General features: G+C 44.8%; 25 protein-coding genes. 13 read left to right on the top strand and 12 right to left on the bottom strand.

Features of this window, described 5'->3' with window-relative positions; translation table 11 throughout:
* Nucleotides 1-301 precede the first annotated feature (301 nt).
* Entirely contained in the window at nt 302-631 is a 330-nt protein-coding gene (locus FDP09_RS09050; RefSeq protein WP_229683287.1) for an META domain-containing protein, read from the top strand.
* A gap of 8 nt (nt 632-639) precedes the next feature.
* On the opposite strand, the gene FDP09_RS09045 is transcribed toward FDP09_RS09050, so the two are convergent.
* On the bottom strand, nt 640-1,092 hold the full coding sequence (locus tag FDP09_RS09045) for a hypothetical protein (RefSeq protein WP_137402353.1): 453 nt from the start codon (nt 1,090-1,092) through the stop codon (nt 640-642).
* Nucleotides 1,093-1,303: 211 nt separating this feature from the next.
* Between FDP09_RS09045 and FDP09_RS09040 the strand changes: the two genes are divergently transcribed.
* Complete coding sequence (locus tag FDP09_RS09040; protein WP_137402352.1) at nt 1,304-1,501, top strand: hypothetical protein; 198 nt, start codon at nt 1,304-1,306, stop codon at nt 1,499-1,501.
* 59 nt (nt 1,502-1,560) lie between these two features.
* On the opposite strand, the gene FDP09_RS09035 is transcribed toward FDP09_RS09040, so the two are convergent.
* From FDP09_RS09035 to FDP09_RS09025, 3 genes are read right to left on the bottom strand one after another with little or no spacing between them, the layout of a single operon-like run.
* Nucleotides 1,561-2,034: a nuclear transport factor 2 family protein gene (locus FDP09_RS09035; RefSeq protein WP_137402351.1), complete on the bottom strand. Its 474-nt coding sequence runs from the start codon at nt 2,032-2,034 to the stop codon at nt 1,561-1,563.
* 12 nt (nt 2,035-2,046) lie between these two features.
* Complete coding sequence (locus FDP09_RS09030) at nt 2,047-2,742, bottom strand: head GIN domain-containing protein (RefSeq protein WP_137402350.1); 696 nt, start codon at nt 2,740-2,742, stop codon at nt 2,047-2,049.
* 18 nt (nt 2,743-2,760) lie between these two features.
* Complete coding sequence (locus tag FDP09_RS09025; RefSeq protein ID WP_137402349.1) at nt 2,761-3,441, bottom strand: SDR family NAD(P)-dependent oxidoreductase; 681 nt, start codon at nt 3,439-3,441, stop codon at nt 2,761-2,763.
* Between the two features lie 88 nt (nt 3,442-3,529).
* On the opposite strand from FDP09_RS09025, the gene FDP09_RS09020 reads away from it, so the two are divergent.
* From FDP09_RS09020 to FDP09_RS09010, 3 genes are all read left to right on the top strand, one after another.
* Nucleotides 3,530-4,408, top strand: coding sequence for a mechanosensitive ion channel family protein (locus FDP09_RS09020; RefSeq protein WP_137402348.1), 879 nt, complete (start codon nt 3,530-3,532; stop codon nt 4,406-4,408).
* A complete protein-coding gene (locus tag FDP09_RS09015; RefSeq protein ID WP_137402347.1) occupies nt 4,398-4,736 on the top strand; it encodes an MGMT family protein in 339 nt (112 codons plus the stop codon). The genes FDP09_RS09020 and FDP09_RS09015 overlap by 11 nt, the downstream gene beginning before the upstream one ends.
* Before the next feature lie 695 nt (nt 4,737-5,431).
* The gene (locus FDP09_RS09010; RefSeq protein ID WP_308420971.1) at nt 5,432-5,833 is read left to right on the top strand and encodes a helix-turn-helix domain-containing protein; all 402 of its coding nucleotides are present in this window, start codon (nt 5,432-5,434) and stop codon (nt 5,831-5,833) included.
* A gap of 133 nt (nt 5,834-5,966) precedes the next feature.
* On the opposite strand, the gene FDP09_RS09005 is transcribed toward FDP09_RS09010, so the two are convergent.
* Entirely contained in the window at nt 5,967-7,418 is a 1,452-nt protein-coding gene (locus FDP09_RS09005; protein ID WP_137402346.1) for a sodium:solute symporter, read from the bottom strand.
* A 54-nt stretch (nt 7,419-7,472) separates the two neighbouring features.
* Between FDP09_RS09005 and FDP09_RS09000 the strand changes: the two genes are divergently transcribed.
* Both FDP09_RS09000 and recR read left to right on the top strand, forming a co-directional pair.
* The gene (locus FDP09_RS09000) at nt 7,473-7,766 is read left to right on the top strand and encodes an ATP-dependent Clp protease adaptor ClpS (RefSeq protein ID WP_137402345.1); all 294 of its coding nucleotides are present in this window, start codon (nt 7,473-7,475) and stop codon (nt 7,764-7,766) included.
* 13 nt (nt 7,767-7,779) lie between these two features.
* Nucleotides 7,780-8,400, top strand: coding sequence for a recombination mediator RecR (gene recR / locus FDP09_RS08995; RefSeq protein WP_137402344.1), 621 nt, complete (start codon nt 7,780-7,782; stop codon nt 8,398-8,400).
* Nucleotides 8,401-8,592: 192 nt separating this feature from the next.
* Here the strand turns inward: recR and FDP09_RS08990 are convergent, their stop codons facing one another.
* The gene (locus FDP09_RS08990; protein WP_137402343.1) at nt 8,593-9,891 is read right to left on the bottom strand and encodes a DUF5690 family protein; all 1,299 of its coding nucleotides are present in this window, start codon (nt 9,889-9,891) and stop codon (nt 8,593-8,595) included.
* Nucleotides 9,892-10,119: 228 nt separating this feature from the next.
* Here FDP09_RS08990 and FDP09_RS08985 point away from each other — a divergent pair, with 228 nt between their 5' ends.
* Genes FDP09_RS08985 through FDP09_RS08970 form a run of 4 tightly spaced genes read left to right on the top strand, consistent with a single transcriptional unit; the run spans nt 10,120 to nt 13,678 of the window.
* Nucleotides 10,120-10,707, top strand: a complete 588-nt coding sequence (locus tag FDP09_RS08985; RefSeq protein ID WP_244940524.1) for a helix-turn-helix domain-containing protein — start codon at nt 10,120-10,122, stop codon at nt 10,705-10,707.
* A gap of 13 nt (nt 10,708-10,720) precedes the next feature.
* Nucleotides 10,721-11,797 carry a zinc-binding dehydrogenase gene (locus FDP09_RS08980; RefSeq protein WP_137402342.1) on the top strand — a complete coding sequence of 359 codons (1,077 nt, stop codon included), beginning with the start codon at nt 10,721-10,723 and terminating at the stop codon, nt 11,795-11,797.
* A gap of 46 nt (nt 11,798-11,843) precedes the next feature.
* Nucleotides 11,844-13,001: a TIGR03364 family FAD-dependent oxidoreductase gene (locus FDP09_RS08975; RefSeq protein WP_137402341.1), complete on the top strand. Its 1,158-nt coding sequence runs from the start codon at nt 11,844-11,846 to the stop codon at nt 12,999-13,001.
* Nucleotides 12,998-13,678 carry a phosphonatase-like hydrolase gene (locus FDP09_RS08970; RefSeq protein WP_137402340.1) on the top strand — a complete coding sequence of 227 codons (681 nt, stop codon included), beginning with the start codon at nt 12,998-13,000 and terminating at the stop codon, nt 13,676-13,678. Before FDP09_RS08975 ends, FDP09_RS08970 begins: the two co-directional genes overlap by 4 nt.
* A 726-nt stretch (nt 13,679-14,404) precedes the next feature.
* Here FDP09_RS08970 and FDP09_RS08965 read toward each other — a convergent pair.
* Nucleotides 14,405-14,590: a hypothetical protein gene (locus tag FDP09_RS08965; RefSeq protein WP_137401170.1), complete on the bottom strand. Its 186-nt coding sequence runs from the start codon at nt 14,588-14,590 to the stop codon at nt 14,405-14,407.
* 422 nt (nt 14,591-15,012) lie between these two features.
* Here FDP09_RS08965 and FDP09_RS08960 point away from each other — a divergent pair, with 422 nt between their 5' ends.
* Together FDP09_RS08960 and FDP09_RS24285 are read left to right on the top strand one after the other, a co-directional pair.
* Nucleotides 15,013-15,336, top strand: coding sequence for a hypothetical protein (locus tag FDP09_RS08960; protein ID WP_137402339.1), 324 nt, complete (start codon nt 15,013-15,015; stop codon nt 15,334-15,336).
* Nucleotides 15,337-15,574: 238 nt separating this feature from the next.
* Nucleotides 15,575-15,850 carry an AraC family transcriptional regulator gene (locus FDP09_RS24285; RefSeq protein WP_373289301.1) on the top strand — a complete coding sequence of 92 codons (276 nt, stop codon included), beginning with the start codon at nt 15,575-15,577 and terminating at the stop codon, nt 15,848-15,850.
* A gap of 12 nt (nt 15,851-15,862) precedes the next feature.
* On the opposite strand, the gene FDP09_RS08950 is transcribed toward FDP09_RS24285, so the two are convergent.
* The 5 genes from FDP09_RS08950 to FDP09_RS08930 all read right to left on the bottom strand — a co-directional run bounded on the left by FDP09_RS08950 (nt 15,863) and on the right by FDP09_RS08930 (nt 23,892).
* A complete protein-coding gene (locus tag FDP09_RS08950; protein ID WP_137402338.1) occupies nt 15,863-16,867 on the bottom strand; it encodes a bile acid:sodium symporter family protein in 1,005 nt (334 codons plus the stop codon).
* Between the two features lie 28 nt (nt 16,868-16,895).
* The gene (locus FDP09_RS08945; RefSeq protein ID WP_137402337.1) at nt 16,896-19,991 is read right to left on the bottom strand and encodes an efflux RND transporter permease subunit; all 3,096 of its coding nucleotides are present in this window, start codon (nt 19,989-19,991) and stop codon (nt 16,896-16,898) included.
* A gap of 5 nt (nt 19,992-19,996) precedes the next feature.
* Nucleotides 19,997-21,115, bottom strand: a complete 1,119-nt coding sequence (locus FDP09_RS08940; RefSeq protein WP_137402336.1) for an efflux RND transporter periplasmic adaptor subunit — start codon at nt 21,113-21,115, stop codon at nt 19,997-19,999.
* Between the two features lie 14 nt (nt 21,116-21,129).
* On the bottom strand, nt 21,130-22,419 hold the full coding sequence (locus FDP09_RS08935; protein ID WP_187328827.1) for a TolC family protein: 1,290 nt from the start codon (nt 22,417-22,419) through the stop codon (nt 21,130-21,132).
* Nucleotides 22,420-22,527: 108 nt separating this feature from the next.
* Nucleotides 22,528-23,892 carry a sensor histidine kinase gene (locus tag FDP09_RS08930; protein ID WP_137402334.1) on the bottom strand — a complete coding sequence of 455 codons (1,365 nt, stop codon included), beginning with the start codon at nt 23,890-23,892 and terminating at the stop codon, nt 22,528-22,530.
* Nucleotide 23,893: the final 1 nt, after the last annotated feature.

Genomic DNA, 23,893 nt, shown 5'->3' with positions numbered 1-23,893 from the left:
AAAACAACACCATCGTCACCACAGAACTTTACCCAATCTTCGCTAGCCAAGGCGGTACTTTATTGGGCAGACAAATCATTTTTAAGTGTACGGTTTATTTAAATTCTACAATAAATAGAGAAATTAATACCAAATAACCGAAAGAAAGTGCCGTTTATTTTTTAACTTTTCACCAGAACAATAAATCGTCAACCCTTTTAATTATTTTTCCATGAAACAGTTAAAATTATCCACCTTATTGCTTTTCCTATTCTTAGGCTTTAGCTCTTGCAGTTCAGTCTCTAACCTAAACCCGCTCCAAATGCTAACTGGAAACAACTGGGTCCTTTCTTCCTTGATGGGGGGCGGACTGGACATGTTCAGCGGAGGGCTTCCTTCTTTGGGATTTACCGATGATGGCAAGCTGTCTGGTTCTACTGGCTGCAACTCATTCAGCGGTGGCTATGAGCTTAACGGCACCAACATCAACTTGGATCCAGGAGCCATGACCAAAAAAGCATGTCCGGGCAATGGTGAAGGCCAGTTTTTGGATGCCTTAAAAAATGTCTCCAATTTCAAAGTGGGGAAGGACAAACTCACCCTGCTGGACGGAGCTTCTGAATTGATGACGCTGATTCCTCAAGGCAAATAAATTCGGCATCAGCTTACTTGGACCAATTGCTGGGCAGCTCCATTGAAAGTAAATGACTCCCCAGTGGTTTTATCCATCATCAATCGGGCAAGTGGCGCTTGGGGAGAAATCACAAACACCACTTGTCCGTTCACTTCGATTTTCCCAAAACCCACCGCAATAAACATCGCTGCACGATCAGTGGCCACCAAGCTGCCGATTTTTACTTTTTCATGTTTTTCACTGGGATCGATACTTTTTAACCGGTCCATCTGGACGCGGTATTCCCTGTGCATAAGTTCTGCCTTATCGATCTCCTGACGCACCATCTCCCTGCCAGTTTCATACTTATCACCAGCGCTGCTTTTGGTATCCTCAGCAGCTGATTGTTTGAGTTGCCCGATGCTCTCTACGATCTCTTTTTGCTTCTCTAGCAGCAATCGATACAGTTCTTGATATACTTCTTTTTTGGTAATTGACATGGTTAGTGATTTAGCAACAACTTACTTCTACCTGCCTTTTTGAAGCCACACTTTGACGCCTCGGTAGCGATAGACGATATGATAATGTCACTATAGGACATCCCCCCGTTTTTGGTTAATTTGACGATGATATTGGTGGCTTGTGGGAGAGGTGAGTCGTGTCGGTGGATCATGAGATGCAGCCCCCTATTTGATCAAAAGGCTTCCCATCTTGGTCATTTTTTTGTTTCTTTGGGACATGAGCATCAAAAACGGTTTTATAGCCGCCATTGCGGTTTTTTTACTTTTCATCCTCTTCAAAGGAAGTATTCAGAGCGACCAAGCCCAGATTATTTTTGCCGTCGCTTTTGTAGTGCTCGAGATCGCTATCATTACCGCAGTAGCCCTTAATAGAAAAAGGAAAGGGTAGCAAAACATTTCTGCAGGCATGCCAATGGCACTACTACTAGGGCTCACTGTCCTATGCCGCTAGCAACCTTCCTTTCTCCGGGTATCGATCAAATACACAATTTTCCATTTTCCGTCCAGCTTCACCAACTGAAAGGAATTGACGCCACAATGTGACAGCTTTCCATTAATATAGAACGTATATGGAGTCCAAACGGAAGCCATTTCCCCATCTATTTTAATATCATACTCCAAAAGCCTTTCCTCAACTTCCATCTCAGGCGGAATGGCTGCTATGCTATTCACAAATCCGCCAACCGATACCCGCTCCACTGCATTCCCGGAGGCATTTTTCTTCACGGTCTCCAATGAGGCCCTTTCAGCGAAGGCGGCTTTTATCGCTTGGGGATCTTTGTCTTTGAGTCCTTCAAACAGTGCATCTATAGTCGCTTTCACCTCCATTTTGGCTCCAGCTACTCCCTGAGCACTACAGGTGCCAAAGGAAAGCCCTGCCGAAACGAGCAGGGCCATCAAAACAATCTTCAATGTTTTCATATTGTGATTTCATTATTCTTTTCTTGAAATATCACCACCAGTGTTGGTTTTTACATCTACCAAGCTAGGATCTCCGATGTACAGGACTTTTCCAGCAGTACCTGCAGACCCTTTTATCGACTCACTAACGCTGATGACCGATTTTGCTGCGGTATTGGTCTTCACATCGGCATTTTTCACTTGTAGGCCTTCGCCATTGATATCCGCCTTGGTATAGGCCTCCAGCCTCAAATCAGCTGCCGTTCCCTCTACAAATATCTTGGCATTGGTAGTTCCTTCCAAGCTCAGTTTGGAGACATTGACGCTGGTTTCGATGTAACTGCTGGTCTCTGCCCTTAGCGCCAATGACTTGCTGTCCAAAACATCTTGCACAAAGACGCTGGCACTGGTGCTTGTCTGTACCTTATCAAGGTCCCCAGCATAGGTAATTGTTACTTTTACGCTCGTGGAGCCAAAATTCCCTTTGCCCATTTTTACCTGCAGTTGCCTATCTTCCACTTCCGTGACCACATTGGCAACCTCCGTTCCGGATGCAGATATCTCTACCTGGTACTGATCGCCCCTTACAAGTTTCGCTTCGATGGAATTGGAAACCTCCACTCCATTGAAGATTGAAAGGCTCCTTACTTCGTCATTGGTCTGGGCGGAGACCGTACTCACTGCCAGTGCCATCCAAGCCACCAGCATGCATTTTAGGGTGTTCTTCATTACTTTTTTAATAGGTTGTTATACACTGCCATAAAGTTTAAAGGTCGTCTGCCTCAAAGATGGGTTTGTCGCCGCAAAATGCATCGATTCGGCTATTTCATCCGGCCGGACCCACTTGGAGAAGTCTTGGTCCGGCATGGCCTCCCGATTGGGCGGAGTATCGATAATGCTCGGCACAAAAACATGGGACCTGATCTCGGTACCTTCTGTTTCTGCTGCTACCAGCGCGGACAAATTGACCACTAAACTCTTACTCAAAGTGTATGCCACAGTGGCTTTGCCTTCCCCGAGGTTCAAGGCAGGTTTTGCTCCCACAAATAAAAACGTTCCCTTCCCGGTCTTCTTTAGCACGGGCAAAAAAGCCTTTGTCAGGTTATATGCACTGAAAAAATTCAGCTGCAGCATCTTTTCCACATCTGCCTTGGACGTCTTGGCAAGGTCTCCCATTGAGAAGCCTCCTACCAACATCGCCACCGCCTCCAGCTCCGAGCCGTATTGAACGGTATATTCCTTTGCAAACTCCGCCACCTGCTCCTCATCGGTCACATCCAGCTCATAGATATCATTTGCTTCCTCCATTTCCTCTCCTTTTCCCGGTGCTACAGTAGCAATTACCCTAAATCCTTCTCGCTTAAACTTATCCACTACAGCACTCCCTAAATTCCCTGCGGCTCCTGTAATAATGATATTCCTATTCATAATAGTTATATGGTTATGTTAGTAATTTTGACTAGTATTGATAAAAATACGGCATCGTTAAAATTAAGACTTTATTTCTGAAAACCGCATGACTACTGACAAATCCGAGATTAAGGAGCGTGAAAAGCGTAAAAGAGTTCTTTTCCTCTTCAAAGTGATCACATTCATCCTCCTCCTTTGGTTTGCCGACGACCTTTCGAAGACATTACTACCGTACATTTCCTTTGTGGACAACATTCTCAAAGCAACCATCTTTTTGCTCAGCAGCCATATTATCATCTCGCTGGGCAGGCTGATCACTGTTCGTATTTACCTTCGAAAAAAAGGACAAGCCCCGTTCAAAAGCAACTTTATATTAGGTATAAACCATATTGCAGGCATCCTTAATGTCGTCGTATTGATTATTTCCATGATGTTTCTTCTGGGAATCGAGCCTAAAGAGTTTTTCACCAGTATCACCATCGTTGCGGCCGCCATCGCCTTACTCTCCAAGGACTATATCACCAATATGATCAATGGGCTCATCATCATGTTTTCGGACCAGCTTACCCTGGGTGACACCGTCAAGATCGGTGACCAGTTAGGAAAAATCCAAGATGTCACACTACTGAATATGATCTTGGTGAATGAAGAGGCAGATACGGTCATGATCCCAAATGCCTCCATCCTTACTTCCCAAGTGATCAATTACTCCAGGCAACACCATAAAAAACTAACGTTTGAATTTGAAATGAGCCTGAAGCCGACATTGGAAATCACAGCACTCGAGGAACGACTCAAAGAGGTAGCATTTTCCTTTGATAAAGCGATTGTCAAGAACACCTTTACCCTGAAAACCACCGAAATCAAGCACCAAACCGTACAACTGAAATGCCAGTTTCTCATGGCAGTGGCCAACAAAGCGACGGAAAAAGATATCAGAAGATCCATCAATCAAACCATCATTGAGATAGCACGTGAAAACTAACAAGGAAAATTTCTTCGACTTGGTGTACCAAGTAGTGCGCCTGATCCCAAAAGGCCGGGTAACCTCCTATGGTGCCATTGCCAATTACCTTGGTGCAAAAAGTGGTGCAAGAACTGTTGGATATGCCATGAACGCCGCACACACCATGGACGATGTACCTGCTCACCGTGTGGTCAACAGCAAAGGCCTCCTTACAGGGAAATTTCATTTTTCCCCGCCCGAAAAGATGCAAGCCTTGCTGGAATCTGAAGGAGTCACCATCAAAAATGACCAAGTTCTTGATTTTCAAACTGTCTATTGGGATCCCAACAAAGAACTGGAATTGTAGGACTTTTAGCGGGTATCAGCTCCCCCTTCATTCCATGGCAGTTCACCTCCCTATTTTCAAACACCCCATTGGGAAATCAAGGATTTGATCATAGTAACCTCAGTTCGATTATAAAATCGTCACTGCGAGGCTTAGCGGGAGATATGAGGGGTGGAAGCCGTGGCAGTCTCGGTATTTCGGGATTGCCACACCCTTTTCCAACCCACATCCTCCTAAAAAGGGTTCGCCATGACGCTTTTTATACTAAAATTAAGTCGAGCTCAGGTTAGTAGCAATCAAGGTTTCCGACAGTCCTCATCTACCGATGGGACATAGTACTTCTCACTAGACTCTCCTCATGTAAAACGGCCAAAAAACGCACAAAATCGGGGATAAATACACATAAAAAAGTCATAAAAAACCTTTTTTACTGCATTTTTCAACTGTTGCGTACATGTGCGTAGCTCATTTTTTGCCCACAATGTGTTGGTTTATTTACATTTATATCATACAAAAAATCACAAAACCATGAATTTTACAATAGTTCATTATCTAATTAGATAACGTTACTACTCCTAAAAGTATTTATAAATCACGTGTTCGGGCCCAAAAACCAGTCGATTTATTCAGAAGGGATCATAGGGATCTCTTCAAACATGTAAATAACACTTGCTCTAAAGTGAATTACTGGAAAACGTAAACTAACACACTTTCGCATGTCGAAAATTGAAATCAAACATATTACCAATATGGAAAAGGAACTAAAACAACACATTGCCGAAAACCTCAGGAAATACCGAGTACTTAGAGGATTTACCCAAGAATACATTGCGGACTACCTTGGCAAAAAAGACTACACCGCATACTCCAGATATGAACAGGGACGTTCGAACCTGAAAATGGATGATGCCATCAAACTCTCCGAGTTGTATGATGTGCAAATCCAAGAACTGATCAATGGAAACCCTGCCATCAAACACAGTCGAATCAATGGAACATCAAAACAGGGAGGTCATTTCTCCGTCATGGTATCACTCGATGGATCCATCGACACGTTGGAGAATCAAATGAAACGCTTAAAGAAGCTCAATACCCTCATCGAGCATGGGGAAGTATAATATCCTAGAAGCCGGCTCAAAATCATGGATCAAGCCGCAATTCTATGGAAACGGCTTTACCACAAGGGTACATTCCAAATGCCTCTCTAGTGCCACATTCCAAATGCGGAACTAGAGAGGTTAAAGGAGATCTTTAAAACCTTTCCTTTTGGCTAAAAATCAACAAGCCTAAAAACATTAGCCCTCCATTCAGAATGAGTACTTCAAACCCAAATTCATAACCGAAAAGCCACTTTTTAGAATTCAAACTTACAATGAAGGCTAAAAGCGGTGCTATGGCAGCTATCCATGGTACCGCTTTATCTTTTACTATCCGCTTCGTAAACAATCCAAAACTGTACAACCCCAGTAATGGACCGTATGTATAGCCTGCAATTACAAATACCGTATTGATTACGCTTTGATCATTGATCCACCTAAATAGAAGGATTACCAAAAACATTATCCCGGTAAAGATCAAATGCACTTTTTTGCGGATTGTCTGCTGACGGTCTTTGGGGTAATTGCGCTCTATATCCAAAAAATCATAGCAAAAAGAGGTAGTCAACGCAGTCAACGTGGAATCTGCACTGGAGTAAGCCGCCGCAATAATCCCCAACACAAAAACCGTCCCAGCAAACACACTGAAATGCTCCGTCGCCAACATGGGATAAAGATCATCCGTCCTAAGGGGAAGCGTGATGTTGTTTACTTCGCAGTATTGGTATAGCAAAACGCCAAGCACTAAAAAGCAGAGGTTTACAAATACCAGGATTATGGTAAACCAAAACATGTTCTTCTGGGCATCACCGATATTCCTACAAGTAAGGTTTTTCTGCATCATGTCCTGATCCAAGCCCGTCATCACAATGGTAATAAAGGCTCCACTGGCAAACTGCTTGAAGAAATTGGTGCCTGCTTGCCAGTCCCAGTTAAAGATCCCCGATCGGGAATCCGCAACTACGTTCGCAGCAAGCTCCCCCGCTCCACTTATGCCCAGGTCTTTTGCCACCAGATAAATACTCGTCCCTACCGCCAACAGCATAAACAAGGTCTGTAGTGTATCGGTCCACACGACGGTTTTGATCCCTCCCCTGTGGGTATATAGCCAGATTAGGGAAACGGTGATCAGTACGGACACCCAAAATGGGATTCCCCAATCATCAAATAAGATCAATTGCAGCACTCCTGCCACCAAAAACACCCTGATAGAAGAGCCCAATGTCCTGGAAAGTATAAAGAAAAAAGCCCCGGTCTTGTACGACCAAAACCCAAACCTATCTTGCAAATAGGCATATATGGACACTAAATTCATCCGGTAATACAGCGGCAGAAGCACTTTGGCAATCGTCAAATAGCCTACTGTGTAGCCCAATACGACTTGGAAATAATAAAAATTGGTATTCCCCACTTCCCCTGGTACCGAAATAAAGGTCACCCCAGAAAGCGAAGCACCGATCATCCCAAAGGCCACCAAAAACCATGGCGACTCCCGATCTCCCGTAAAAAACGTCTCCTGCGAAACTTTTCTGGATGTTAAATAAGAAATAATGAACAACAACAGAAAATAGGATGTTATGACGAGGAGTATTAAATTTGAATTCATAGTATGCTATATCATAAAGGCTGCTAATTTGTTTATAATTATTAACTTTGCAAAATGAGCATGCAACCATTAGAACATACTGTAGAAGAGGAAGTGGAAATCTTGCTGGAAGATTTGGTGGATACGGAAGAGCATGACCTCGTGGTATTTAACGATGACATCAATACCTTTGAACATGTCACCAAGGTACTGATCAAAGTTTGTAAACACTCCCAGGAGCAGGCTGAACAGTGCACCATGATCATCCACTACAAGGGCAAATGTGCTGTCAAAAAAGGCAGTATGAAGCAATTGAAGCCAATGTGCGAGTCCATCTTGGACGCAGGTATCCAAGCAGCCATCGTCTAATCCCCTACAACCGTTGAACTTCCCCTCCAAACTCATCGAAGACGCGGTCAATGAGATCAGCAGGTTGCCCGGTATCGGCAAGAAAACAGCCTTGCGACTTGCCCTGCATTTACTGAAGCAACCAGAAGCGGTTTCTGAAAACCTCACCGAAGCGATCACCAAACTCCGGAAACAAACCTCCTACTGCCGCATATGCCACAATATTTCCGATCAGGAAATCTGCAGTGTATGCCAAGGTGCCCGGCGAGACCGAAGCCTGATCTGTGTCGTAGAAGACATTCCAGATGTCCTCGCCATCGAAAACACTTCGCAGTACAATGGGCTTTACCATGTGCTCGGCGGAGTAATTTCCCCCATCCAAGGAATCGGCCCAGAAGAGCTCAAAATAGAATCCTTGCTGCAACGCATCGACAAACCTCACTCAGACAATCCTGTATCCGAAGTCATCCTAGCCCTGCCTTCTACGATGGAAGGAGACACTACGGCTTTTTACATCACTCGGAAACTCAAAGAAAAAGGCATCAAAGTCAGCACCATCGCCCGCGGCATACCGGTCGGCGGGGAATTGGAATACACTGACGAGGTTACCCTTGGCAGAAGCATTCTCACCAGGATAAATTATTCCGTGGATTGACTTTTCCTTTCTGGAACCATAAGGAAGTTGCTTTTACCAATTTTTCAATACCACATTAAAGAATACACACTACCCATCCCCCAACATAAAAGGACATCAAGTAAGTTATCCTATCAGGAATACACCCTTATTGCCTTCCATTCGAATTTAGCTCAGTATATTTACTTCTATTCGAAAGAAGTATGTTTCCTTCTAAGGCTTATCAACCGATAGTCCGTATAATCTCCGTAATTTTACTTTAATGATACCGGCATTCATCAACAACACTGAAACAGCCACTAAAAAAACAATCAGCAAGCCGCCAATAAAATTGAGCTTAGTGAAGAATCCCACCCAGGAATAGTGATAGGGGATGATTTCTTTGAAAATCATAATGCCCACACTGGCCAAATAGCCAAATGCATCTGCGACATAAAACAAATACCCCACCGTCCCTTTGTACTTCAACACTGCAATAAATCGTTCGAACAACAGGCAATGGAACAGGATATAGGGAAGATAAATGCTAAAACCGGCACTGACCATCCAAGCAACAGCCCCTATCATTCCCGTCTTAAACAAGAGTGTAGATACCAACATCAAAACCGCTCCCAGCACTGTCATCCCCATACCTATATTAAACGCCTTTCTATTATCCCATATCAAAATCCCAAGTGCAGATACAACCAAAACGATTAAGGCAACAGGGATTTCAGTCAAGGTAATCAATTCTGGCTGACCGGAAAGCCCTAATTCCGCCCAGAATTCAACGATAAAATTATCTCGGAAATCCCTGACCACGGTCAGTACCACATAGATCAACACCAAGCCCAGAAAAGCGGAACCATGTTGTCGCAGAAACTCTTTCCGCTCGGCTTTTTTCATCGGAACCCTTTCTGTCCTCAAACGCTTATCATGCGCTGTCGGGCCACCGCATTTACTGAGCCCGTATCCTGCCAAAACCAAGAATGGAAAATAAATCGCTCCCGTCACGAAAGGCATCATCGCCTCACTTACCTGAAGTTCTTGCATCAACCAAACCCCTGTCGTCTTGATAAGGCCTGTCGAAAAAATAAATGTGGCACTTAATCCCGCCACCAATAGTTCTGAATTTTTTCTCCCCTCCAGGTAAACCAACACCAATCCAAAGATCATTCCCAAGGGAAGCCCATTAAAAAACATGGCAATAGGCTTAAGCCAAACCGGAGAGTAAGCAAAAACCAAAAGCATCAATAAGCCAAAACCTACCAATCCCACAAGCGCCATAAAGCGCTTCTGTACAGGCAATTCGGAAACCACCTTAATACCAATAAACTTCGACAACATATAACCGACCACCTGACTTATAATCAACAGCGTCTTGAAATGAAAATCACTCAGTAGCTCCATCCCCTCATATTGGCCTGCTAAAAAGGACTTCCTCACGGCATACATCCCCGTGTATGCCATAAATGCACCCCCCATGAGCAGCAAATCCGTCTTGGAAATGGAGACTTTATTAAGCTTAGTCATATGAATTTTTCGTAACGATAAAACAAGGCATGATTCTACACCATCATGATCCACTAAAGGTAGATTTAACGGGTGGTTGCTAGACCATTAAAAGTATTATGATAGCGTTAATTTTTCATTAATAGAAATTAATTTTCTTATGAGGAAAAATATATTCATATTGCATTCCCAATCGAATTTTCATAGAAGGAAAATCGACCGTACACTCACATTACGACAAAACAGTAGATGATGGAGAATCCTGAATACCTCACCAGCTGGATTGGTGCCAAAATAAAAGACATCCGAAAATCCCATAATTTAAAGCTCGGAGAACTGGCTGACAAGAGCGGGATTAGTATTGCTATGTTGAGCAAGATAGAAAACGGAAGGGTGTTCCCTACACTTCCCTCTTTGATCCAAATCCTCAGTACATTGGAGGTAGACCTGAATGCATTCTTTGCCGATCTCAAGGGAGACAAGGAATTCCCCGGTTTTCTACTCAAAAAACGTAGTCAATACCAGTCTATCAAAAAGGAAGAAGCAGCAGTAGGCTTTGATTATGAGCTGATACTTAACCATAAAATAGAGCGATCGTCCATGGAAATCTCCCTATTGACGATTAAGGGCAATTCCCAAAGGGAACGGGTATCTACAGACGGCTTTGAATACCTCTATATGGTGAAAGGTTCCCTAAAGTATGAACTCGGTGAGCACACATTTGACCTGGAAGAAGGGGACAGCTTATTCTTCAACGGAAACTTCCCCCATGTCCCGGTCAATACCCGAAAATCCGATGCCATCATTTTGGTGATCTACTTTATAGAATTACGGTAATTATGAACTAAGCATGACAGCACCAACCGCAAAGGCAATGGTATTTATAGATGCCAATACGCCTTTTTCACCTACTATAATAGATCTACCTCAATTAAAAGAAGGGGAATTGCTTGTAAGAAACCACTATGCAACGATCTGTGCCAGTGATCTACATACTTTTTATGGCCGCCGTAAATCCTGCGGACATAGCATTTTGGGCCATGAAATCATCGGGACCATTACGGCACTAGCGGGCAAGGGTGTGTTAGATTATTTTGGGAATCCATTAAAGAAAGGGGACAAAATCACTTGGTCTGTTTATGCCTACGACCCTCAATCACCCACTTCAAGAAAAGGATTTCCCCAAAAATCCGAGGCACTGTATAAGTACGGCCACGAGCAGATGAACGAAGCTTACAAACTGAACGGAGGATTTTCCAGCCACTGCCATTTAAGGGAAGGTACGACCATTTTTAAGCTCCCTTATTCGCTCACCGAAAAAGAAGCGGCTCCGCTAAACTGCACGCATGCCACGATCGCTGGGGCACTCCGGCTTGCCGGTAACCTGAAAGGTAAAAACGTACTGGTCAACGGTGTGGGGATGCTTGGACTTTCTGCATGCGCCATGGCAAAAGAAAAGGGTGCTGCACAGGTATGGGCACAGGACCTCCACCCCGACAAATTAGCATTTTCAAAATCCTTTGGGGCTGATCACACCATTCTATTTAAAGATCTGGAAAGCAAGATATTGACCAAACCCTATGGCAAAATAGATATCATTATCGAAACCTCAGGAGTGCCTGAAGCAATGGAAAAATGTATTCAACTATTGGGAATTGGAGGAACAATGATATTGGTGGGCGCTGTCTTTCCCCAAAGAGATCTGTTGGTCAATGCGGAACACCTGGTCCGCAATCTCCTTACCATTAAAGGGCTGCACAACTACATCCCTCAAGACTTGGCAAGCGCCATTGACTTTCTATCCACCGCAAAACGCAAATACCCCTTTGAAAGTTTGGTAGGAAAAGAGTTTGCTCTAGAAGAGTTGGACTCCGCATTTGAAGCGGGCAATGAAGGACGCTATTACAGGGTAGGTATCAAACCATAACTGAATAAATAAACCATCATTGATTGTTAAAACAAAACCATAAATAATGTTTGATCTGATTGTAATTGGCGGAGGAGTATTGGGTACTTTTCATGCTTACCATGCCTTGGAAGCTGGCCTAAAGGTGGCTTTGATCGAAAAGGACAAGGCACCACAGGATGCCACTACCCGAAATTTCGGACAGGTAGTCCCTTCGGGCATGAATTCCAAATGGCAAAATTATGGCCGTGAAAGCCTGAGTATTTATAAAAACCTTCAAACCCAGTTTGATATTTCCGTACGCCAAAACGGAACGATCTACCTTGCCTCTGATGAAGAAGAGATGCAACTCATCGAAGAACTCCATGACATCAATATCCAAAATGGCTATACTTCTGAAATGCTGACCAAACAGACTTGTCTTCACCACTACCCCGGGCTAAAAAGCAGTTATGCAAAAGGGGGACTGTATTTTCCTGATGAAGTGACCGTAGAGCCTCGAATAATGATCCACCGCCTGTTGGATTTTTTAAAAACCGAAAAAAACCTTGAAATCCACACCGGTAAAACCGTAAAATCCTGCGAGCATACCGGTAATACAGTCAACGTGGACACAGCCTGCGGCTCAACCCTAAAAGGCTCCAAAGTGATCATTTGTAATGGAAGGGAGTTTAAAATCCTCTACCCAGCACTTTTTGCCCAGAGTGACCTGCAGGTTTCAAAGCTCCAAATGATGCAGACCAAACCGCAAGGCACTGGATACTCTCTCCCCGGATCTGTCCTTACGGGACTTTCCATTCGGAGATACGAAGCTTTCAGCGAATGTCCTTCCTTTTCGGTCATCAAAAGCCGAGAAGCTCAAGACTCCCCAGAAAAAAAATGGGGCATCCACATTCTTTTCAAACAGGCCAAAGACGGCTCGGTTATCCTCGGAGACAGCCACCAATATGCCGAGGCAAAGGACATTGACGACCTTGGCTACGATCTGGACATGGAAATCGACGATTACATGGTCCGGAAGGCAAAGGAAATCTTTCGCTTACCAAACTACGAAATTGCACATCGATGGTACGGAATGTATTCTCAATGCAAGACAAAAGACTTGTTCCAAACTACCATCAATGACCATATCCACATTGTGACAGGCATAGGTGGAAAAGGCATGACCGGAAGCGCAGGATATGCCAAAGAAAACATTCAGAATTTATTTAACTTAACAACATGAAAAACATCAGGCTTGTGGTCCTCGACATGGCAGGAACCACCGTGGACGAAGATAATGTAGTGTACAAAACCGTCCAAAAGGTAATCAATGATAAAGGGTTCAATATCCCTTTGGAAGAAGTCATGCTGCATGGTGCGGGAAAGGAAAAACATCAAGCCATTACCGATGTGCTAATGGCCTGCACCCATATCGGTAATGTCACCGAAACTGCGGCCAGCGCTTTCGCCAATTTCAAAGCCGAGCTAAAGCTTGCCTATGAACAGATGAATGTCAAAACATTTCCGGGAGTCAAGGAAACTATGGAAGCCCTTCGACATGCAGGGACTGCGGTGGTCCTAAACACCGGTTATGATAAAAAAACTGCATGTTCCCTTCTTACCAAACTCAACTGGCAAATCGGACCTGACATGGATGGACTTGTAACTGCAGATGATGTAACCAACGGCAGGCCAGGGCCTGATATGATCCTTAAAGCTATGGAAATCTGTTCCATTTCAGATCCTCAGGAAGTACTAAAGGCAGGTGACTCCACTATCGACATAGAAGAAGGTAAAAATGCAAAATGCGGCCTTACTGTTGGCGTATTGACTGGAGCCCAAAACACCGCCCAACTAAAAACTGCAAATCCTGATTATATTCTTGAAAGTGTGGCAGACCTCAAGACCCTACTGCTTTAACCCGCATTATACATTAGCCTATCTATTGCGACCTAAAACTACTTCAAAATCAATCGCTTCGCTGCTGTTTTTGATTTCACCATAGCGATGCTATGATTCAATCTCCAAACAGCCTGATTTTCTTGTAGTTTCAGCTCTCATAACGATTCCTAATGCATAAAGCGGGTTCAATGCCGTTTAGTTAGTATGTACCTGGAAATGTTGGTTCTATTGTTTTTCTGCTAAATTCCAAGATGGTTTTCATCTCTTTACCTTTGTCACTTTTTTGCTGCAGGTCAAAGTCGAGTAGGCCTGGGCCCTATGCCCAAGCCTCTCTCAGAACCGTACGTGACAGTCTCCCGTCATACGGCTCTTGACAATCAAATCTGATGTTCCAGATTTTGTTTCAAACAACTCCATCTTCCCTAATTTTAGGTTGTGTAACCATTTAAAACTGATTGCCTCAGTCCCTTCGCTCTTTCTCCGTTTCCAGAGCTTTCAACACTACTACGGACTGATCCGCCCCATCCCTAATAAAGGGGATGGTTCTCCTGTTCCATCCAACCGCCTGTTTCGAACTCCTGCCGCCTTAATGCCGCCTGCCAATAGGCCAACTCTCAGTCTGCGCTGCCTATTTTGTCCCGGAAGTTACTCTAGCCCCCGGTTTTGACAGGAAGTATTTTTCACGACACTTCATCGAACGGTTCACTTTCGTTCAGCTTTTCGAAACGCATCCCTTCTGATCGCTCAGTACCACAGCCTTGAAAGCGCAGCACCATCAGGGGAATTTGACTGGTCTGCCTGATCCAGTCCCAGCCGTCGTGCCAAGGGTTGTAACGCCCTATTCGACATCAGTTGGATAGCATGTCCGGTTTCCCGAACTTCAGGACACACAAAGTAACCAAAAAACCCCGCCGCTACGCCACGGCGCACAGGTGTGCAGCTATTGGGCTAAAATTAAAGGCTCCCCTCATGCAGGCAAACTCCTCCTGTCTAAAGCCAAGCAGGCCTATCTAAAGCCAGGTAAACCTTCTTTAGCTGCCAACATTTGGGCAGCACTTCGTCAAACAAGCCTGCCTTTTTGCCCACCCGCTATTTAATTTCTTAACGCCCAATACCTGCAAGGCGGATTCAGTTAATAACCTGAGCTCGACTTAATTTTTGTATTAAAATCGTCATACGAACCCTTTTAAGGAGGATGTGGGTTGGAAAAGGGGGTGGCAATCCTGAAATACTGAGACTGCCACGGCTTCCACCCCTCATATCTCCCTCTAAGCCTCGCAGTGACGATTTTAAAATCGAACTGAGGTTAATAAGTCCCAAAAAGGTATCGCTTCCTTATTACGGCCCTTGGTATGCCTGTTTTCCAGCCGATGGTGGAGGCCGTTAAGAAAGTGAGTTGGCTCGCGTCGTGGAACAGCGAGACCCACTCACTTTTAGGCCGTAGCCATCGGGTGGAAATTAAAATGGGTGACGGATCCACGTCGCAGGGTAAATCCATGTCCCACTTTAAAAGGCATACCACCGGCCTGGATTTTTTTCTTTCTTTTTTCATCAATGGAAAAAAGGAAAAGGATAAAATCCACCAGGATGATCAGGTTTCCCCAACCAAAGTCAATCAAAAAAAGGACTTTTTGGTATATGAAAAGAACGAAATCCCCTTAACTAAACGGCATTGAATGCGGGTTTAATCTATCGTTCATCAAACCTGGCGCTACCAATAGTGGATCATACAACCTCATCTCTAAGGATGTAAGTATATGGCATCATCTTTTTCATGTCATTAAAAAAAGCTTCGAGGCTACGGGAAGATGATCGAATGGACATCGAATATCTCCGTATTGGTCGAAAACCACGCTGCGGTGAGCGATTTCGGCTACAATCAAAGCCAGTACTCGCGCAGGTAAACTCCTCCGTTTGAGCAGGAAACGAATTTTTTGTGCTGATTCACGTCCTGCCTGCCTAGGCCGCCAGGCAGGAAAGCCTGCGCCTTTTCCAGCCCACTTTTTTGATTTCTTAACGTCAAATACCTTAAGGCGCAGAACAGAAAATTACTCATTGGAAAAGATTATAAATGTAAGTGAAATTGTTTACCAGGTCGGATTCAGAAACCTGTCCTACTTATCAAGGACCTTCAAGGCTGAGTTTGGCATTAGTCCCATGCAGTATCAAATAAAACATGATCGATCCTAATGGATAATCCCATTATGTCTCCGAAACGTATTCCACACGCTCCTTAAAATAGCCCGCCAACGCACTTCCCATAAGCAATTGAAGTGCATGGTAAATCATTAAAGGCAGCATAACTGCCCCTAGAACGGCTGGGTCCGGAAACAGCACACTCCCGATAATGGCACCATGCACCAATGATTTTTTGGAGCCACAAAAAACCAGGGCAATCCTATCCTCCATTGCCATTCCCCAGGCATAGGCCACAAAATCCATCACGGCAACGATCATCAAAAACAAGGCCGTCATCCCAAGGCCAAGAAACATAAGGGCATTGGTAGAAATCCCATCGAACATCCGGTCAAAAAAAGCATTGGAGAAGGAGGTAAAGACAATCATCAGGATGACCCCTTGGTCAAATTTCTTAAGAGATGATCCATGATGAGAAGCCCACTTCTTCAGCTTTGTGTGCAGCAAAAGCCCCAGTGCAAACGGTAATAAAACCTGCACGGTCAATTTGCCAATGGTAGGCAAAAAGTCCATTAGAAAATCCCTATCACCATTATCCATAAACATGCTCATCCAAAATGGCGTGATAAAAATCCCTAACAAACTGGATATGCTGGCATTAAAAATGGCCGCTGGAACATTGCCCCGGGCCATGCTCACCAAGACCACTGAGGAGGATACGGTGGAAGGAAGTGACGCAAGAAACACTACTCCCAACCGCATCTCTCCCTCCAGTTCCCCCAGCGAAACAAATGAATAAACAAACAACGGGAAAACCAGAAAAGTGGTCAATTGAACAACCGTGTGCAACTTCCAATTACCCACTGCAACCTTTAATTGCCTGGGATCCAGTTTAACACCATAGAAGAAAAAGATCAATCCATTTCCGATCATGATCATATATTTCCAGGGCATTATTTGGTGATCGGCACCGATAGCTGGATTCAGGTAAGCCATTAGGATTACCAGCAGTAACGTCAAAAAGAAACCGTTTAACCCTACTTTTGCCAGACGTTGGAGCACGTTGTTCATGTTTGATAAGTTTTAGACTCGGTGATGATCAATGAAAATTTTTGTCCCTTCGGTAAACCAAGTAGTAAACCTGTGGCAGAACGGTCAACGAAAGCAACATGCATACGATCAGCCCTCCCACGATCATGATGGCCAATGGTTTTTGGACTTCCGACCCCATTCCCGTGGACATTGCTGCAGGCAACAGGCCCATTGCCCCCATCAATGCGATCATCAAAATTGGCCTGATCCTGGAATAAACTCCATTGGCGATGGCCTCTTTCAATGGAACACGGTCCATAAGTTGCTGCTTGATATTTCCAATAAGGACAATTCCATCAATGGTGGCCACTCCGAATAAGATGATAAACCCGATTCCAGCCGAAATCCCAAAGGTAGTCCCCGTCAACCATAAGGAGAGGTAGCCCCCAATGAAGGCAAATGGAATGGTCAAGAAAGACACCAAGGTATCCTTGATATTCCCTTGAAAATTCATGTATAGCAAAAACATGATCAAGAGAATGGAAACGGGTACGATCAAGGCCAATTGCCTGGTAGCACGCTCCTTGCTTTCGAATTCTCCCGCCCATACCGTGGTAAGGTGCGCAGGGAAATCAACTTTTTCCGCTACGCGTTGCTTGGCTTCTTCAATGGTGCTACCAAGATCCCGCCCTTCAATACTGAAACCGATTCCAATATACCTGCTGTTATCCTCCCGATAGATAAAAGCCGGTCCCGTATGGAAATCCACCGTGGCAATTTCCTTGAGGGGAACCTTGCCCCCGTCCATCGCAGGTATAAGGATTTCTCTTATCCTGTCCTCATTGTCCCGGTAATTTTCTTCATACCTGACACGGACATCAAAGATCCTTTCACCCTCGTAAAAATTGGTAGCTGCTTGTCCACCGATGGCCATGGACACCACTGCCTGAGCATCGGCCACGTTTACGCCATACCTCGCCATTTTATGGTCGTGCAGTTGGATACGAAGCTCTGGCAATCCAATATTCTTGTACACATTCAGGTCCTCAATGCCCTCAACTCCTTCCAAGGACTTGGCCACTTGGTCAGCATATGCTTCCAGTTCGAAAAGGTCATGTCCGAATATTTTGACGACCAAAGAGCTTTTCACCCCAGCGACATATTCCTCTACGTTATCCTGAATGGGTTGACTAAAACCGAGCACGACCCCGGGATATATAGACAACTCCTTTCTTATTTCTCCAATCAGTTCATCTTTGGAGATGTCCCTTTCCCAATCTCCCTCAGGATACAGCTGAACATGAAATTCGATGTTAAAAAAGCCTGTAGGGTCGGTACCGTCATTTGGCCTTCCCGTCTGGGTGAGCACAAACTTCACCTCCTCAAAGGACCGTACCTTTTCCTTCATTTCCTTGGTGATCCTGACGGACTCGGTGAGGCTTACGCTATTGGGAAGCGTTGCCCTGGCATAGATCGCCCCTTCATTCAATTTCGGCAGGAATTCGGATCCATGCCTTGAAAACCCTATGATACTCGCTATCAACAACCCTCCAAACACCGCGATGGTCACCTTTTTGTTTTTGGCACTCCATAAATACAATCGGTACAATCCTTCCCTGCTTCCCCTGGTAATTCGGTTATCCTTCTCCACAATGTCCTTGGTCAGCATGACCTTACACATGGCCGGCACATAGGTAAGGCTAAGGATAAGGGAACCAAGCAGTGCAAAGCCCAAGGTATAGGCCAAAGGGGTAAACATCTTGCCTTCCACCTTTTGAAATGAGAATATGGGCATCAAGGCCACGATCAAAATGATCAGGGCAAAAAAGATGTATGAGGCTACGCTGCCAGCACTTCTTTTGATGATTCCGGATTTCGAAATCTTGTTGAACCGCTCCATGCCCAAGTGGTGTGCCTTCCGCTCCAAGCTGACGAAGACTGTTTCGGAAATCACCAATGTCCCTTCCAGCAGCAGACCAAAATCCAAGGAGCCCATGGATATTAAATTGGCCGGCATTCCTAAGATTTTCAGCATGATGATCGCAAAAAGGAATGCCAAGGGAATGACACTGGCCACGATTACGGTCATCCGCCAATTGTACAGGAATATGTAGACTACAATGGACACCAGGATGATCCCTTCCACCAAATTTTTGGTCACGGTATTTACCGTGATGTCCACCAGTTCTGTCCGGTCCACAAACGGTTCAATTTTTACATCTTCAGGAAGTATCCTTGAGTTGAGTTCAGTGATTTTTTCCTTCAGACGTCCAATCACTTCATTGGGATTTTCCCCCCTGAGCATGATCACGATACCTTGGACCAGATCGTCTTCGTCCTGAAGCCCCACTTGCCCTAATCGGGGCTTGGCGGAGAGCTCTACGGAAGCCACATGTTTGACGAGCACTGGGGTTCCTTGGTTTTCTTCGACGATGATATTGCCGATATCATCAATATGATCCAATAAGCCTATCCCCCGAACCACATATGCCTGATCGCCACGCTCGACCACATCCCCACCTACATTCACATTACTATTGCCCACGGCTTCAAATACCTCTAGCGGAGAAAGGTCGTAATTGGCCAGTTCGGTAGGATTGATCTTGATTTCATAGATCTTCTCCTCTCCTCCAAAACTCACAATGTCGGCTATTCCCGGAACAGCCAGCAATTCCCTTTCCACCACCCAGTCATGCAATGCGGTGATTTCCTTGATAGGTCGATTGCTGCGCAAAACATATCGGTATATCTCTCCTGTAGCTCCAGATGGCGGCTCTATTTCAGCATCCGCCCCATCCGGAAGGTTTACGGACTGTAGCTTATTGGCCACATACTGTTGGGCGTAAAAGTCATCGGATTGATCAAAACCGATAGTGACCACGGAAAGTCCAAATAAAGAAATGGACCTTACCGAAGTCTTCTTTGGCACCGTGTTCATCACCTTTGAAATGGGCAGAGTGATAAACTTCTCGACTTCTTCGGCACTCCTTCCCGGCCACTGGGTAATGATCCGTGCCCGCGTATTGGTCACATCTGGGAAAGCCTCGATCGGGGTTTTGGTATAGGAAACGATTCCTGCTACTACCAACAGTAGAATGGCAAAGAAGACCAGTACGGTATTTCTAAGGGAAAAAGCAACAATTTGCTGGACCAGTTTATGCATATCGATTAGTGGTTAAGCTGGTTTTTTAGCTGTTCATAGATCAAGAGCTGGTTAGCGGCCACTACTTGTTCGCCTTCCTCTAAGCCACTTTTAACGTACGCTATTCCCTCGTTCATCAATAGCAATTGGATGTTCTTGACGCGAAGGTCACAATCATCCTTATAGGTGACTGCGTAGTAGGTGCTGTTATCGAAAACAAGGGCATTGGAGGGAATGCTGATGGCCGTCTCGTCCCGTTCATTGGCCACGGTAACATCCACTACCATTCCTGGTTTCAGCCGGTGGTTTTGATTGTCCAGCACCACCCTTCCTTTCAGCACCTTTTCTTGATTTTGGAATATCTCCGAGAGGTGATCAATCTGTCCTGAAAAAATATCATCCGGGTAAGACAGGGACGAAACGGCTGCTGGCATTCCTATGTGGATCTGGGAAAGGTTACCTGCATAAATATTGACCATGGCCCATACCGCATCCAAGTCTGCCAAGGTGAATAATGGGGTGTCATCGGCAACAATCTGCATTCCAGCGGTGATATTCTTAGCCGTAACCACACCAGCCGAAGGAGCGAAGACCTGAAAGACGCTCCGTTCGGGACTGGCGCGGTATAGGGATAGATTAGCATTGACTTTCTCCAACTCAGCCTCAAGTGAAAGCTGGAGGCTCTCTGCCTCCATGAAGTCACTTTCTGAGGCAAGTCTGTCCTCAAACATTGACTTTTTGGCTTCTAGTTGTCGTTTTGCTACCCTGATTTCACTTTCCAATCGCTTTTTGTCTGCTTGAAGGGCGCTAAGCTCTGGGCTGACAATGTCCATCAGCAACTGGCCTGCTATTACTTGTTCTCCCAAGGAAAAATAGGTTTTGGTCACCACCCCGCTTACAAGGCTTGTAAAGTGGATCACCCTATCGGGATCAGGCTCTATTTTCCCCGTCAAGGGCAGGGATTCTTTGATTTTCACCTTCTCCGCCCTGACCAGATGCGTTCCTTCTTTGAGCTTTCCTTCCAAGCATAGCCTTGGGGTTTGGACATCAGGTTTGGTCATTTCCCGAGGACCACAAGCAACTAGCGTGGACAACAACAAAACGGACAAAAGCCGATAATTTTTTATATTTCTGTACACTTCCATCTTATTTAAACTTTTTAAATATCCCCGTGAATGGTTGATTGCAATGTTTCGATTTTGTCTTTGATAGACCTTTTGGTATCCAGAAGGATTTCCTTGTTTTCGAGATAGGCTTCCAAAAAATCCAAGTAGTCCACCAGACTGATATTCCTTTCACTGAAATTTCTCGTGTAATTATCCAACAGCCTATCCAGCTCCTCATCATATTGTCCGTCTATGTCTTGATAGAACCCAATTTCCTTCATCAGGGAAAGGTATGCCGTGCGCACTTCAGCCAAAACAGTGGCTTGTTTGTGTTGTGACCGAAGCGCAGCCTGCTGTTGGTGGAGCTGTGCCCGCTTGATATTACCCTGGTTACGGTTAAAAAATGGCAGATCGATACTTGCCCCAAATCCAATAAAATCCAGCATGAAGTTCCCTCCTCTATCGTAGCCTACCTTGAGGTTCAGGTCTGGAACCCGCTGAGCCTTTTCATAGGTCAACTGCTTTTCTTGCATCGTTTCCTCCAGCAAGGCTCCTCTAAGGTCCGGCCTGTTTTCCAATGCCCTGTTCTCTAATTCGCCAAGCGTTACCAGGACTATTTTTTCAAGCTCTGGAAAGCCCTCCTCCAACACCAATTCCAGTATGGTTCCTGAGGGAAGGTTCATGAGTAGGGAAAGTTCTTGCTGTAAGGAAATCAGGTCTTCCTCTTTTTCAAATAAGGCCTTCTTCAGTTCCAATTGGGCAGCCATCAACCGGACATACTCCGCTTTACCGGTATTTCCAAGGGTTACTTGCTTGCCCATGGCAGCTTTTAACTGGGAGAGGGATTCATATTGTCCTGACAAAAGGGCCTTGTTCCTTTCCAGATACTCCCATTGGTTAAGCAGTTCCCTAAAGGACTGTTTGAGCTCTCTGAGAAAATCCTTGAAATAGGCCTCTGATTGGTGGACAGCAACCTCCTCCACCGCGATAAGTTTTCTGCGCTTCCCTGCTGTTTGAACGAGCTGTTCAAGCGCCATGGACATTTGAAGGTTTTTACCAAATCCTCCTACCAGAGGGGGTAATTCCTCCCCAAAATACCCCAGCTGTGCAGGCGATGCCCAAAGGTTTACCTCATCGATTTCCAAACTAGGATTGGGCCACAGTTGGGCCTGCCATTTTTGGGCGAGTGCTTTTTCAATCTCCAGCTTTTCGGCCAAAATCATGACGCTGTTTTGGAGGAGATAAGCCTCACAAGAAAACCTGTCCATCCTGAGGGTATCAGCCTGGACTTGATTTGACAGCGATTGACCCCGAAGACTGGGGACACCAATCGCTGTTAGCATGATTGGGAATAATAGGTGATAAATGTGTTTGGTGCGCATCTTTGCCTGTTCTTATACAGGTCAAAGGACAACAAAACGACCTTAAAAAAACCTTAATAGAAATAAAGATTACCTTAAAGGTAAGTGTAAGGTGAATTTATTGGTGTTCTTTTCTGGGATGGAGTAGGTAATATCTCCTTCATAAACCTCCATGATCTTTTTGACCAGGGCAAGTCCAAGACCATTGCCCAAAATACCCTTACTGTTGACGCCTCTAAAATAGGGCTTGAACAGGGACTTCACTTCTTTTTTGGAAAGGGTTTCCCCTTTGTTGGTAAATTCGATGGACAGGGTCTCTTGCCTTACCGCCACCAAGATGTTGGCCATGCCGCTATGCCCATATCTGATGCAGTTGGTAAGGAGGTTTGACAGTGCCGCACGGATCAATGATTCACTTCCTGAAAACACCAATGTTTCAGGGGATTCGATACTGCTTTCAAAATCTATTGAAAACATGAAGTCCGGATAAATGACCGACAATTCTTCGCACAGGTCAAAAAGCAACTCATCCACCCTTAACCTTTTTTCTTCCAGCCCAGTGCCAGTATCTTTTTTTGATATCTCCAGCAATACATTGATCACCTCGGCGATTCCCATGGTCGTGTATTTCTGCTTTGTCAGCAAGTCTTTCAGCTCACGATCTCCTTCCATTTGTTCCATTTTCTCGAAATTGGACACCAGTACTGCCAGTGGTGTTTTGAGTTCATGGGAAATATGATGCGTGGCATTTTTCTGGAACATCAGGGCCAAGTCTATGCGGTCCAGAAGTTCGTTGAACTTATTGATGAGCGCCTCTACCTCTCTGGAACCACCCTTCATGTCCAATCTAAAGCTTTTGGCTCCGATTTTATATTGTTGAATGGCCATGGCCACCTGATGGATGGGGGCTGCTATATGCTTGGAAAGCAAGAATGTCATGACAAACAACAAGACGGAAATGGCAATAAAGGTACCTAAGAGGATATTTCTTAAAAAATATAATTTCGTATACCCAAATTCGTCATAGGCTTTATAAATCCCATAATAGGATTTACCTCCTGATTCAAAATACATCCCGAGCACTTCATAGTCACCCTCCTTGAGGCTGATTTCAGTGGTATTTGGAGACAATCTACCCAATATCATGTTTACGGATCCGATTTGGGTATCATCCAATGACCTATAAACAAGCGATTTGTCCACATCAAAAATAAGTAACTTTTCATTCAGCATGGAATCGATCACCGTCCTGTTAAAGCTCTTCAGCATTTCGGAGTCCATCTCGGTGTATGCTGACAAATACGCCAACGTGGAAGTGATTTTTTCTTGTTGTCTTTGGCGAAATTCCTCTTGCCGATACCCATCAAAGACCAGGTAAACCATTAACAGGCAAACGCCCAATAGAGGAATGATGCTGATGGAAAAGTAACGTAATATTTTGTTTCGAATGGTCATC

The organism is Echinicola rosea, from assembly GCF_005281475.1.
In the GTDB taxonomy this organism is placed as follows: Bacteria; Bacteroidota; Bacteroidia; order Cytophagales; family Cyclobacteriaceae; genus Echinicola; species Echinicola rosea.
This window is presented reverse-complemented; position numbering and strand designations above follow the sequence as displayed.